The sequence below is a fragment of the Wolbachia endosymbiont (group A) of Lypha dubia genome, from assembly GCF_964028575.1.
GTDB classification, from domain to species: domain Bacteria; phylum Pseudomonadota; class Alphaproteobacteria; order Rickettsiales; family Anaplasmataceae; genus Wolbachia; species Wolbachia pipientis.
This window is the reverse complement of record NZ_OZ034796.1, coordinates 1,361,558-1,375,399: the sequence shown is the minus strand read 5'-3', so window position 1 is coordinate 1,375,399 and position 13,842 is coordinate 1,361,558. Positions and strand designations below refer to the sequence as shown.

13 protein-coding genes are annotated in these 13,842 nt (G+C 36.5%); 10 read left to right on the top strand and 3 right to left on the bottom strand.

What is annotated here, in order from left to right; genetic code table 11:
- Nucleotides 1-38 precede the first annotated feature (38 nt).
- From ABWU72_RS06875 to ABWU72_RS06830, 10 genes are all read left to right on the top strand, one after another.
- Nucleotides 39-746 (top strand): outer membrane protein assembly factor BamD, encoded by a 708-nt coding sequence (locus ABWU72_RS06875; protein WP_155968525.1) that lies wholly within the window; start codon nt 39-41, stop codon nt 744-746.
- Between the two features lie 59 nt (nt 747-805).
- Nucleotides 806-1,540 carry a YebC/PmpR family DNA-binding transcriptional regulator gene (locus ABWU72_RS06870; protein WP_155968523.1) on the top strand — a complete coding sequence of 245 codons (735 nt, stop codon included), beginning with the start codon at nt 806-808 and terminating at the stop codon, nt 1,538-1,540.
- A complete protein-coding gene (locus ABWU72_RS06865; RefSeq protein ID WP_155968521.1) occupies nt 1,537-2,475 on the top strand; it encodes a M23 family metallopeptidase in 939 nt (312 codons plus the stop codon). The genes ABWU72_RS06870 and ABWU72_RS06865 overlap by 4 nt, the downstream gene beginning before the upstream one ends.
- Nucleotides 2,476-2,482: 7 nt before the next feature.
- Nucleotides 2,483-3,394, top strand: a complete 912-nt coding sequence (locus tag ABWU72_RS06860; RefSeq protein WP_155969550.1) for an SPFH domain-containing protein — start codon at nt 2,483-2,485, stop codon at nt 3,392-3,394.
- A gap of 977 nt (nt 3,395-4,371) precedes the next feature.
- Entirely contained in the window at nt 4,372-4,548 is a 177-nt protein-coding gene (locus ABWU72_RS06855; protein WP_155968519.1) for a hypothetical protein, read from the top strand.
- Nucleotides 4,549-5,069: 521 nt separating this feature from the next.
- Nucleotides 5,070-6,473 (top strand): malonyl-CoA decarboxylase, encoded by a 1,404-nt coding sequence (locus tag ABWU72_RS06850; protein ID WP_015588958.1) that lies wholly within the window; start codon nt 5,070-5,072, stop codon nt 6,471-6,473.
- Between the two features lie 75 nt (nt 6,474-6,548).
- Nucleotides 6,549-8,345, top strand: coding sequence for a translation elongation factor 4 (lepA, locus tag ABWU72_RS06845; protein ID WP_353284002.1), 1,797 nt, complete (start codon nt 6,549-6,551; stop codon nt 8,343-8,345).
- Nucleotides 8,346-8,955: 610 nt separating this feature from the next.
- Nucleotides 8,956-9,711, top strand: a complete 756-nt coding sequence (locus ABWU72_RS06840) for a hypothetical protein (protein WP_155968513.1) — start codon at nt 8,956-8,958, stop codon at nt 9,709-9,711.
- Complete coding sequence (locus ABWU72_RS06835; protein ID WP_353284001.1) at nt 9,683-9,904, top strand: hypothetical protein; 222 nt, start codon at nt 9,683-9,685, stop codon at nt 9,902-9,904. Before ABWU72_RS06840 ends, ABWU72_RS06835 begins: the two co-directional genes overlap by 29 nt.
- 220 nt (nt 9,905-10,124) lie before the next feature.
- Nucleotides 10,125-10,478, top strand: a complete 354-nt coding sequence (locus tag ABWU72_RS06830) for a TrbC/VirB2 family protein (protein ID WP_155968511.1) — start codon at nt 10,125-10,127, stop codon at nt 10,476-10,478.
- Nucleotides 10,479-10,526: 48 nt separating this feature from the next.
- On the opposite strand, the gene ABWU72_RS06825 is transcribed toward ABWU72_RS06830, so the two are convergent.
- From ABWU72_RS06825 to ABWU72_RS06815, 3 genes are all read right to left on the bottom strand, one after another.
- Nucleotides 10,527-11,525, bottom strand: a complete 999-nt coding sequence (locus tag ABWU72_RS06825; RefSeq protein WP_155968509.1) for a pyruvate dehydrogenase complex E1 component subunit beta — start codon at nt 11,523-11,525, stop codon at nt 10,527-10,529.
- Nucleotides 11,526-11,765: 240 nt separating this feature from the next.
- Nucleotides 11,766-12,863 (bottom strand): ATP-binding protein, encoded by a 1,098-nt coding sequence (locus ABWU72_RS06820; protein WP_353284000.1) that lies wholly within the window; start codon nt 12,861-12,863, stop codon nt 11,766-11,768.
- Between the two features lie 353 nt (nt 12,864-13,216).
- Nucleotides 13,217-13,810, bottom strand: coding sequence for a hypothetical protein (locus tag ABWU72_RS06815; RefSeq protein WP_155968505.1), 594 nt, complete (start codon nt 13,808-13,810; stop codon nt 13,217-13,219).
- Nucleotides 13,811-13,842 lie beyond the last annotated feature (32 nt).

Here is a 13,842-nt window from a genome sequence, read left to right as displayed (position 1 = left end):
ATTTAGGTCTATACTTTATTTTGATCGAAAAAAATCTTATGTATAAGACTTTAATCACGTGCTTTATTTTCCTAATTTGCTCCTTTACACAATCGTATGCGGATGATCTTGAAAAAACTGAAACTGAACTATATGAAGAAGCAGTTGAACTTTTTGACCAGAAAAAATATAAACAAGCTATTAGGGCATTTCATAAGATAGAGGATTTGTATCCTTTTTCTTATTGGGCAATGAAAGCAAAATTATTATCTGGGGTCTCTCACTATAATATGGGTAACTATAGCAGTGCTGCAAGTGATATGGCTGATTATATATATGTTTATTCAAATGGTGAAGATTTACCATATGTATACTACTTAAGAGTATTATCTTATTACATGCAAATTAATAAAGTGCAACTTGGACAGCAAACTGCATATAAAACTTTAGAGCTAGCCACTGAGTACATTAATCTCTTTCCAGGCAGCGAATATGTAGACGAGATAAAGGAAAGAGCAAAATTAATCACAGAACATATATCAACAAAAGAGTATTCTATCGGTAAATTTTACCTGAGGCGTGGTGAATATTTAGCAGCAATTAAGCGTTTCCAGAATATGGCAAGCTATAAGGATTCTAAATATTTTTCTAAGTCTATTAACTATTTAGTAGCAGCCCATTCAGCTCTTGGCCTTGACTTAGAAGCTGAGCAGTATGAAAGTATGTTATTAGCAGAAAACCTGCAAGATGCCAAGCCAGAGGCTTGAAAATTTGCTTTAGCTTTTTCTATGCTTTGATATATAATTAGGTTTTTAACTATTTGAATATGGCTGGTCATTCACAATTTTCAAATATAAAACACCGGAAAGGTGCTCAGGATGCAAAGCGCTCTCAAAAATTTACGAAGCTGATTAGAGAAATAGCAGTTGCTGCAAAGCAAGGGCTACCCGAACTCAACCCGCGCCTTCGCTCTGCTATATTTGCTGCACGCAAGGAAAATCTACCAAAAGATAAAATAGAAACAGCAATAAAAAATGCAACTGGTAACGTTGCTGGAGAAAATTACGAGGAAATACAATATGAAGGTCATGGGCCTTCTGGTACTGCACTCATTGTCCATGCCTTGACTAATAACCGCAACCGTACTGCTTCTGAGGTACGTTATATCTTTTCTCGTAAAGGTGGAAATTTAGGAGAAACAGGAAGTGTTAGTTACCTTTTCGATCATGTAGGCTTAATCGTCTATAAAGCAGAGGGTATGAATTTTGACGATTTATTCAGTCATGGAATCGAATTAGAAGTATTGAATGTTGAGGAAAATGACAAAGAAGGATTACACGTTATAACTTGTGAAATAAAAGATTTTGGTAAAGTACGCGATGCCTTTTATGCAAAATTCGGAGAACCAGAACTTGCTCGTCTTTCATGGCAGCCAAAAGATCTGATTGAAATTAGCGATAAAGAGTTGATTGATAAATTATCTGCATTGGTTGAAGAGCTAGAAGATAACGACGATGTACAGTATGTGGAAGGTAATTTTACTTTTGTTGATAAGCTATGAGGCTGGTAATATTTGTATTGCTTTGTATTTTACCAGCATATGCTACTGAAACATCAACAGATCTTGCACAGCCATTCCAGCATGGAATCAGAAAAAAAAAAGCTACTTTGACGACAGAAAGTGATAGAAAGTTGTTATTCATATCCAGTACCATAAAATCTTCCTTTTTTGCCACGGAAGGGTTGGCGCCAAATACAGTGGTGAAATTGATCAACATATATAAAGATTTCGGTGTTGATTTTAAAAAAGACATTGTGCCGAAGAGTAAATTGGAGGTTCTTTTTGAGAGATTGCCTAATAATCAGAAGACTGAAGAAAAAATTTTATATGCTTCACTGACAATAAACAAGAAAGCTATTAGTTTATATCATTATAAATCGCAAGACGGCAAAGAAAGATATTTTAATAAAGAAGGAATAAGCTTAAAAAATGGCGAAATTTTTGCAAATCCTTTAAATGGAGATTATCGCATATCCTCAAAATTTGGCAATAGAAAGCATCCTGTTCGCGGTAAAATTGCTTTTCACAAAGGAGTGGATTATGCAGCTAAACTTGGCACTCCCATATACGCTGCTGCAGAGGGTGTGATAGAATATATAGGAAAGAATGGTGGCTATGGAAATTACATCAAAATAAGACACAAAAATGAATATTCAACCTGTTACGCGCATATAAGTAGATTTAGTGGCGATATAAAGTTAGGCTCTAAAGTAAAGCAGGGGCAGATCATCGCTTATGTTGGTAGCACTGGTGTTGCAACAGGACCCCATTTACATTACGAAGTTATATATAACGGCAAACACATCGATCCGCTTACGATAGCACATAAAACTAAAGTAAAATTGCCTGATCATGAATTAAGAGAGTTTAAACTATTTGTAAATAAGATAAATAAAACGATCAACAGAGAGGGTTCAAGTGAAAAAGAAGTTTAAAGACAATATGGATAAGAATACGATAAACGATAGAAATTTGAGTCAAATTCGGTTTTTTCCTGCATTAATACTAGCGGTAATACTAATGGCAATACCGTTATCACTACTTGCGATGTATGATACTCTGGCTTTAATACACAATAGCCTGGTTTCAATGGATGGTACTGCTTTAGTATTAATAATCCCATTTGTGATCCTATTCGTGATCCTATTCATAATTTTACCTACAGGGTTTTTTATCAATCATCCTAATGAATCAAGAGTGATAGAATTTTTTGGTCATTATATTGGAACTTATTTTAAACCAGGAATGTTTATCACAATCCCATTTACAAACAAACATGTCATTTCTCTAAAATTTCAAAATATCAACACAGAAAAAATAAAAGTGAATGATGCAAATGGAAGTCCAATAGAGATTTCTGCAGTAATTGTTTGGAGAGTGAGCAGTCCTGCAAAGGCGTATTATAATGTTAACAACTATCACGAATTTGTTTTTGTACAAAGTGACTCAGTAATAAGAGAATTAGCTAGTAACTATCCGTATGACAGCGAGAGCAATGAGGAATCTTTACGTAAAAATTCTGATAAAATTTCAGATGAATTGCGGTCAATGTTACAACAAAGATTAGATATTGCAGGAATTGAGATTACAGAAGCAAGAATATCGCATTTGGCGTATTCGTCCGAGATTGCACAAGCAATGTTAAGGCGTCAACAAGCACATGCTATCACTTCGGCAAGAAGGCATATAGTGCAAAATGCAATAGGAATTGTCGAGGAAGTAATAGCTCATTTTGAAAAAAACAAAAGCTTACAATTAGATGGCAAGCAAAAGGTTCAATTGATAAATAATTTGTTGGTTGCCCTAATCTCTGAGCAAGATGCACAACCAACGATTAGTTTAGATAATAATTAGCTTAGGTATACTTTTAATTCTTTTTGGTTGATAGGCCAAACTATGTTATTATTATAATTTAGTAAAGAAATTTAAGATTATCAACATTTTAAGCTTGATATAGCTAATGCAAGTCAGGTTTCCCTCGTCATACTGCCGCGAACCGTCATACCGCCACGAACCGTCATACCGCCACGAACCGTCATACCGCGATTCATTCGCGGTATCTCTTAGCTGCTAACACGTAGTGGGATGACGAATTGCTTAACCGTCATACCGCCACGAACCGTCATTCTGCCGCGGCGCTAACAAGAGATCCCGCTAACACGTAGCGGGATGACAGCAATCCTACGTCATGCCGTGATTTATTCACGGTATCTCATCCGCTAACAAGAGATCCCGCTAACAAGCAGCGGGATGACGAATTGCTTAACCGTCATACCGCCACGAACCGTCATACCGCCGCAGACCGTCATACCGCGATTCATTCGCGGTATCTCTTAGCTGCTAACACGTAGTGGGATGACAAATTGCTTAACCGTCATACCGCCACGAACCGTCATACCGCCGCGGCGCTAACAAGAGATCCCGCTAACACGTAGCGGGATGACGAGCTTATCGTCACGCCGCCGCGAACCGTCATACCGCGATTCATTCGCGGTATCTCTAGATCCCGCTAACAAGCAGCGGGATGACGAATTACTTAACCATCATTACACCGTCATACCGCGATTCATTCGCGGTATCTCTTAACATAGATCCCCTACTATACCTTAACATAGATCCCGCTAACAAGTAGCGGAATGACAACAATCCTACGTCATACCACCGCGGCGCTAACAAGAGATCCCGCTAACAAGCAGCGGGATGACGAATTACTTAACCATCATTACACCGTCATACCGCGATTTATTCGCGGTATCTCAAAGCATAGATCCCGCTAACAAGCAGCGGGATGACGGTTGTCGTTTAGCCATAAACATTAAGAAATTTACCAAATGAAAAAAAAGGCAAAAGAAGCCCCGTGGTTATTATCCGCTTTAAAATATTGGCGTTTTTTATGTTTTAAACGCTTGACAAGCGAGATTCAGCCACTTTTAATTGCAACTAACCTACGCTGCAAATGTTTAAGAAATTTACTAAGCAGAAAAAAAGACAAAGAATCCCCGAGTTAGCTAGTCTTTTACTATCTCTGTCGAGTATTGGCATTTTTTGATGTCTTGTAACGCTTTATAAGCGCGTTCAGCTTATTTAGATAAAAATCTAGATGTAGATGAAGTTTTGTAAAGACATACAGTATCTATATACTGCAAAAAATTGAACATAAGACGCCGATACATTAAGTAATCCTTACCTTTTAATCTGCAGATTGGCGAAAGCAAATACAATAGCTTCAGTTTCATGATAGGGGGGCTGGCGGAGTTTGTCAAGCAAGTTTTTTCGTTTCTACTGAATGACAGTTGTGGCTTGGGAGGTAGTGCAAGAAGTCTATTGTATTACTGAATTATTAATAATTCAGTAATAGTGCCTGCTATGTAGCTAAAATTTTCCTTTAACTTAAGCTATATGTAGCTAAAATAACTTGGGTTTACCGACGATTTGACAAACGACAAATTCGTCATCCCGCTGCTTGTTAGCGGGATACCGCGGCGGTATGACCCTGACTTGCATTAGCTATGTATAATAAAGGGAATCTATGACAAAAGAATCATTGGTAAAAACTGATATAGTGAAAGTTGAAGACAAAAAGGCGGTAAGAAGCTTTTTTAAAATACTAGGTGGAGTGGCAGATGCTGTAAGATCGTGGATTGGTAACATCAGTCCTGATTTAAGCAACAGTCGCGATATCGATAGTTTAGTCTTGAAGATGAACGAGTGCTTAAATCCAAAGGGAGGGGAGGTTTCAGCACGTAAAAACGCTGTATCTCTTGGTAACTTGTACTTAAGCTTATCAGAGAAAGGTAAAATAAAATTTCTACAAACCCTGGCAGAAAAATTTAATCCGAATAAAGCGGAAATAGATGAGAAAATTAGAGAGTATAAGAAAAACCAAGATCCCGAGTTAAACTATAAATTTGAACAGGATTTAATAAAAATTCTTGAATCACCGCGTTCTAAAATATTAAAGCAATTTATTTCTTTACCAGAAGGCCTTAAGTTTATTGTTGATATGCGTTCTGATGTGCTTAAGCTAAAGAACCAATATAGAAGCTTGAATCCACTAGAAAGCGAATTAAAAAATATACTCTATACTTGGGTTGATGTTGATCTACTTGATCTTCGTCAAATCACCTGGGATTCACCTGCATCATTGTTAGAAAAACTTATAAAATATGAGGCTGTGCATAAAATTTCCTCTTGGGGCGACCTAAAAAACAGACTAGATTCTGATCGTCTCTGTTTTGCTTTTTTTCATTACAAGATACCAAACGAACCTCTAATTTTTGTAGAGGTTGCATTGGTGGATAAGATTGCAGATAGCATTCAACACCTTTTAGATGAGTCAGTACCTTCAAATGATCCGAGTAATGCAAGCACTGCTATATTCTATTCAATATCAAACACTCAAGCAGGGTTATCTGGAATCAGCCTTGGTAATTTTTTGATCAAAAGGGTTGTAGAAAAGCTATCACAGGAGTTTAAAAGTATAAAAACATATGCAACTCTTTCTCCAATACCTGGCTTTACGAAATGGCTAAAAAACAATCTAAACCAAGATGTCACTTTATTGGGCAAACTAAATATAAAACAATCTAGTGCAGAAATTTTAGAAAGTGCAGAGCAATTAAAAACTAATGTTGAATGTACAAATGAAACTAAACAATACATGCTTAAACTATGTGCATATTATTTACTAAAAGTGAATAATAGTAATGGAAATACTTATGACCCGGTGGCGCATTTTCATTTAAGCAATGGCGCATCAATAAAACAATTAAACTGGATGGCGGATACTTCTGAAAAGGGTATTAGTCAGTCAGCCGGGATGATGGTAAATTATCTATATGAGTTGCCTAAAATAGATAATAATCATGAAAACTATATGGTTAATAAAGTGATTTCCTGCTCGAAAAAAGTGTCGTCTATGTTGAAGGAGTAAATAGTCTCTTAATAAAGGATTGCCCTCACAACACTTAAAATGTAAAATGGTTCTACTTAAGTAAAATAGCCATAAATGAACAACATAAGAAATTTTGCAATAATAGCGCATATAGACCACGGTAAGTCAACGCTTGCTGACCGTTTAATAGAGGAATGTAACGGCCTTGAAGCAAGAGAAATGACCAATCAAATACTCGATTCAATGGATATAGAACGCGAACGTGGGATTACAATTAAGGCACAGACGGTAAAACTCAATTATACGGCAAACGACGGTAATCAATATTGCCTAAATCTCATGGACACCCCAGGTCACGTTGACTTTTCTTACGAGGTAAGTCGAAGCTTAGCAGCGTGCGAAGGTTCACTTTTAGTGGTAGATAGTAGCCAGGGCGTTGAAGCACAAACCCTTGCAAATGTATATAAAGCTATTGACAACAACCATGAAATAATAGTTGTGCTCAATAAAGTTGATCTTCCTGCTGCAGATCCAGAAGGGGTAAAACTCCAGGTTGAGGAAATAATCGGTATTGATGCAAGTGAGTCAGTTTTAATATCAGCAAAAACTGGACTTGGAATAAAAGATGTACTGGAAGCAATAGTAGCAAAACTTCCAGCTCCTCAAGGTGATGTAAATGCTCCATTGCAAGCAATTTTGGTTGATAGTTGGTATGACACTTACTTAGGAGTAGTAATTTTAGTGCGAGTTAAAAATGGAGTGCTAAAAAAAGGCATGAGAATTGTTATGATGTCTAATAATGCTACATATCAGATAGATAATATCGGTATTTTCACCCCTAAAAAAGTGATGACGGGTGAACTTTCAGCGGGTGAAGTTGGTTTTATAACTGCTTCAATGAAGGAAGTAGCAGACTGCAAGGTAGGAGACACTATCACTGAGGAAAAGAGACCTTGTAGTGAAGCACTTCCTGGATTTAAAGAAGTGCATCCTGTGGTATTTTGTAGCATTTTCCCTCACAAAACGGATGATTTTAAATATCTAAGGGAAGCTCTAGAGAAGTTACATTTAAATGATGCAAGTTTTACCTTCGAAGCTGAAACTTCAAATGCACTAGGCTATGGATTTCGTTGTGGTTTTTTGGGAATGTTGCATCTTGAAGTTATTCAAGAAAGGCTCGAGAGAGAATTTGATTTAGACCTAACAGCAACTGCACCGAGTGTTATATATAGGGTTACAACACGAAGTGGTGAAATTTTGAATATTCATAACCCAAGTGATATGCCAGATCCAACGAAAATTGAAATTGTGGAAGAACCATGGATTATCGCAACCATAATGGTCCCTGACCAATACTTGGGAGAGATTCTATCTCTATGTGAAGAAAGGAGGGGAGAACAGGAGGATTTATCTTACATTGGTAACACAACAACAGCATTGTTAAGATATAAATTACCACTGTCTGAAGTTGTTTTTGACTTTTATGATCGATTAAAATCAATTTCCAAAGGATATGCAAGTTTGGATTGGGAAATTTCCAGCTATCTGGTAAGCCAAATAGATAAATTAAGCTTTTTAATTAATGGAGAGCCCGTAGATGCACTGGCTTGTATTGTTCACAAAAGTAGGGCAGAAAAAAGGGGGCGTGAAATATGCGCACGCTTGAAGGATCTAATACCACGTCAGCAATATAAAATCGCGATTCAAGCGGCAGTGGGCGGAAAAATTATTGCCAGAGAAACGATTAACCCATACAGAAAAGATGTAACAGCTAAACTCTATGGTGGAGATGTAACGCGAAGAATGAAACTACTTGAAAAGCAAAAGAAGGGTAAAAAAAGGTTACATTCTATAGGGAACGTAAATATTCCACAGAATGCTTTTATTCAAGCCTTGAAGATAAGTGATTGATCTTAAAAGACTTCTTGTATAGTTTTTGGCAACAACCGTTAGAAACGAAAAAACTTACTTGACAAACTCTGCCAGCCCCCTTATCATGAAAGTGAAGCTATTTATTTATCTTCTCTGTACAGATTAAATGACAAAAAAACTCACGTATCTGGCGTCTCATGTTTAATTTTTTGCACTATGTGCACCTTATGTCTTTATCAAACTTCTACCTACATAAGCTGAAACGCGCTTATAAAGCGTTTAAAACATAAAAAAACGCCAACTTAAAAAATGGATAGTGAATAACTAGCTACCCTAGGGTTTCTTTTGCCTTTTTTTCTGTTTAGTAAATTTCTTAATGTTTCTAATTTAGATTAGTTGCGGTTTAAAAGCAACTGAATCGCGGTTATTAAGCATTTAGAATAAAAAAACGCCATACTTGAAAGTATAATGTAAGTAATTAGCCAACCACGGGGCTTCTTTTGCCTTTTTTTTCATTTGGTAAATTTCTTAATGTTTATGGCTAAACGACAACCGTCATCCCGCAGCGGGATCTAGAGATACCGCAAATGAATCGCGGTATGACGTGGGAAACCTTTCTTGGGTTAGCTATAGAGTTGACTTTTTTATTATGGTATGTGATAATTGCAGTGTTATTAAGTTTAGTGGTAAAATGATAATGGATATAGCCTATTTAGCAGCACTTATATCAGCAGCTATAATAAAAATAGCAGCAGTAATACTTTGTGCTATAATGTGTATAAGCGTTTTCTTTATATTATTTAAGGGAATTGAAGAACTCTTAGATTCAAAAGGATTTCTATCTCTTCTGAAAACAGTAGGTGTAATTTCTATAATACTATCAATTATATCTCTCCCACTTATTATATTAAGCCTTACTACTCCGTCACCTCTGGTAGTAGGTATAGTAGGTGGTATCGTTGGTGCTATTTCCATAATACCATTAATAGTAGCTTACATTTTGCTTTCAATAACATCGAAAGGATTGTCTCAACAGCCTGAAAATTATCAGCACTTGTTCTTAACTTCTCTTTTACTGTTTATTGGAAACATCATAGCTGGAGCTTTTATCGCTGCAAGTGGTGTTTTTCCAATATGTAAAGTAGATTCCTTATCATCTTTATCAGCAGCACTAGAGTCCTTACCTGCAGTAGGAATACATGCACTAGCACTTACGATTGCAACTGCAATTGGAGTAGTTATTGTAATCGATCTCGCTAAGCAAGCTAAGGAGTACATATCAGGTAAAATAATGCAAGCAGAAAAAGAATCTGTGACTGATACACATAAAGAACCAGACTCTAAAGTGGATGAAGCAAAAGAAGGAAATGTTAAAAATGAGCGGAAAGTACCTCTTTTGCCCTAAATATAAAGATGTCATCCAAGTGCCCTCTTCTTGTCATCCCAGTGCTCCTTTTTTTGTCATCCAAGTAGCTGACACTGGGATCCAGGTTGCTCACAAGCAAACTAGCATAGAAAGTGGTTACAACGTTTTCGATGAGATTGCAGAAAGGCTGGATCCCAGTGTCAAGCACTGGGATGACAGGGGAGTTGGATGACACCGTCTTGGATGGAAACCAGTGTCAGCTACTTTCATGACAAAAAGAGGGCACTTGGATGACAGGAGAAGGAAGCATTGCCCTCCTGGTAGCACAATGTTCGTGCAGTTGTGTGTCAACTACTTTTGTGGCACCGTTTGTTATTCAATCTTTATGCTAGTTTTACTAAAAATTATAGTATTTTAGGTATAATTGCAATATCTAAATCTAAGGTATAGGGATGAACCCTACAATCAAGAGAATTTTCAATATTTTTCTTATAGTATTATTTATTTCTTTTTCTCATGTTGGGAGTGCTGCCGCTGACACTAATACTGATACAACTGCTCAAGTAATATGTAATATTATTGGCTACGTTTGGGGAATAGGTGGACCGCTTATGACCGTAGTGATAATAGGTGCAGCTTTGCTTGCGATATTTGGTAGAATGCCATGGCCAGCTCTTTTTGCACTCGGTGTATTTTGTGCTGTATTTTTCGGTGCTAAAACTATTGTGACAAAAGTAATGGGTGGTATAGGCGGCACTGGAAATACTTCTTTGATGGACCAATGTGGAGTGGACAAAAAGAAATAGATCCTTTTGTCAATAAGTTGCTTTCTTTATCGTATTGGAAATTAAAACTTATTTTTTTCTAAAACAGACCTGATGCACCGCTTCAACTATATCTTCCACTTGTGGTAATGCTTTTTTTTCTAGATTTGTAGCATAAGGTAAGGGGATGTCCTTGCCAGTTACGCGCATAACTGGAGCATCAAGGTAGTCAAATCCTTGTTCCATGACAACGGCTGACAGCTCTGCTCCTATTCCTGCAAATGGCCATCCTTCTTCTACACTAACTAACCTATTAGTCTTCTGAATAGAGTTAATAACAGTTTGAGTGTCAAGTGGTCTTAAGGTTCTGAGGTCAATAACTTCAGCTTCTATACCTTTACTCGAAAGTAAATCTGCTGCATTTAAGGCATCCATTAATTTCAGTGAGAAAGCAGTGATAGTTACATCCTTTCCTTCCCGTATAACAGCAGCTTTGCCTATCTCAAGTAGATAATCTTTGTTTGATAGCTCAGAATCAGAAACTTCATGTTCATGTCCGTAAGCTATTTCGTTTTCTAGAAATATTACCGGACTCAGGTCACGAATTGCAGCTTTAAGCAGACCTCTGCAATCGGAGGCAAAGTAAGGTGCTATTACTTTTAACCCCGGTATATGTGAATACCAAGATGCAAAGCATTGAGAGTGTTGTGCAGCAACTCTTGCTGCAGCGCCATTTGGTCCACGAAATACTATAGGGCATCCAAGTTGTCCGCCTGACATATAATTTGTTTTTGCTGCGGAATTCACAATTTGGTCAATAGCTTGCATAGAAAAATTAAAAGTCATAAACTCGACTATTGGCTTTAATCCAGCAAATGCCGCTCCAACAGCAAGGCCAGCAAACCCATGTTCGGTAATAGGTGTATCAACTACTCTGTTTTCTCCAAACTCTTTCAGTAATCCTTTCGTTACTTTATAAGCACCATCATACTCTGCAACTTCTTCACCCATGATAAGCACATCAGAGTCGTTTTGCATTTCTTCTCTAATTGCTGTGCATAAAGCTTCTCTTACACTTAAGGTTGCCATTTATAAACTTTTATAGACTTTAACTAAAGTAACTATATCAGAATTACTGGGGGTAAGTAAAGTGTACAAATTAAGTTTTACAAACATCATGACCAACTCATTCCAAAAAAAAATCTTCTCACGCTTGCTGTTTTTTGTTGCTGGAAATGGCTGGATTATTTAAGCTTTTAGTAATGTATGTTGTTAAATTAATAGCAATTTATTTGGAAATAACAGAAAAATTTATGATAGTTTTATACTCTAAATAGAATAAGATACTTCTGTCTGTGTCTTCACGTTTGAAACTAACCTTATTCTATCTCTTTCTTGTTCTGGACTTAACCTGTGAAGCGCGTAACTGAAATCTTCCTCACTCACTATAAGCCGTCTTTGCGCACCAGCGCTAATTTTTGCTTCATTCACTAATTGCTCTAATTCAGCTCCAGAATAGCCTTCAGTCTTGTCTGCAATGTCTTGGAGGCTTAGCTTTTCATCAGTTTTTGTACCTCGCATATAAAGTGCCAATATCTTTTGTCTCACCTCTATGTTTGGATTAGGGACATAAACCTTCTGACCTAAACGTCCAGGTCTAATAAGTGCTGGATCTATACCACCGATAAGGTTAGTTGCACCAATTACTATTATATCTTTTCTGCTCTTAAATCCATCTATTTCAGTTAACAACTGTGTTAAACTCTCTCGACAATGGTAAGCTGAGTTATTAGCGGTACTTCTTTTTTGAGCAACTGCATCTATTTCATCTATAAAGACTATACAAGGAGAATATTTTTTTGCTATTTTAAAAAGCTCGCGTACAGCATGTGCACCATGACCAATATATACTCCAATAAGTTCAGGACCTGAGATGCTTATGAAATTCATATTTGATTCACCTGCAATTGCACGAGCGATAAGTGTTTTACCATTTCCAGGAGGGCCATATAATATGTAACCTCTTAGTGAATTAATACTTTTATTTCCAAACAGCTTGCGCATTTCTTCTGTCATTTGGTCACAGCAAATCATCTGCAACCGTTGTTTTAAGGAGTCATCAATTATAGCATCAGCAAATGTTATTCTTTTATCATCTGAATTAGCTAATTCTATCGATATAGGCAGCTCTACTTCCTTTAGTTTGCTGAATACTTGATCATATACAAACCAAACAATAAAAAGGAGAACGACAAGTAACACACAAGGCATAGCTTCACTAACATAATGTGCAGCTAACTCATACCCTTTACTAAGCAACATTGTATGCATATAGGCAAACAAAAAAGCGATAGAGACAATAGTTGCCACGCATAGTAAACAGATTGAAATTCTTTTTAGTAATTCTGAAATTTCAATTTTTTTCATCTTAATACCTTATACCAATTTTAAACTAAGAATAATTTTATCTAGCTTACCTATTTTAGCTTGATTAGAGCGTTCAGAAAAATTATCAAGTACGTACTTTAATTTATTAAATACTAAAAACAATATATCACCATATTGTCACATACATCTTTAAAGTTTACCAAATTCATTTTCAAAAAACAAGATTTTATTATTAACCCGAATTCTGGATTAGATTTTAGGTAAATTATTGAAAGTCTTGAATTTTACTAAATTAGTAACTAGTCTTAAAATGCTTACTGCTTTATCGTAAATGCTAAAACAATAAGCTATTGATATTCTTGTTTTTCTGTATTTGTCTTTTAAGGAAAATTTTAACCAGGTTGAGGTGAGTTTTTTGAACATTCCCGTACTGCCTGCTTATTTCTAGCAGTTTTTTCTTCTTTTGCTTCTTCCATTTTAGAGCCTGGTTCTTCATGTGTATCAGTCACAGGTTCTTTTTCTGCTTGCATTATTTTACCTGATATGTACTCCTTAGCTTGCTTAGCGAGCTCGATTACAATAGCTACTCCAATTGCAGTTGCAATCAGAAGTACTGGTATTGTAGCTCCCATAGCTAACAAAGAACTAACTGTAGTTGATAAAGACGATAAAGAATCTACTTTAATTATTGGAGTCAAGCCACATGCAACAAGGCCAACTCCGGCTGCAACACTTCCAATAAACAAGCCAGCTAGACACGCAGTTTCTTTTAATGTTAACCCGCTATGACGCTCATATGGAATTGGATACAAAAGAATTGTTATGAAAGCTGCAATTAATGGCACTACATAGATGGCTCCAACAGTTCCGCCTATTATCAGAGGTGAAAGACTAGTGAAACTTAGTAAGAGACCTATTAAAGTGCCTATTATAGCTCCTATTATTGCTGCCACGCCCAGCATCGCTAAATAAATTACACCCACCATAACTTTGTCCCTATGTTAATAACATTTTAGTT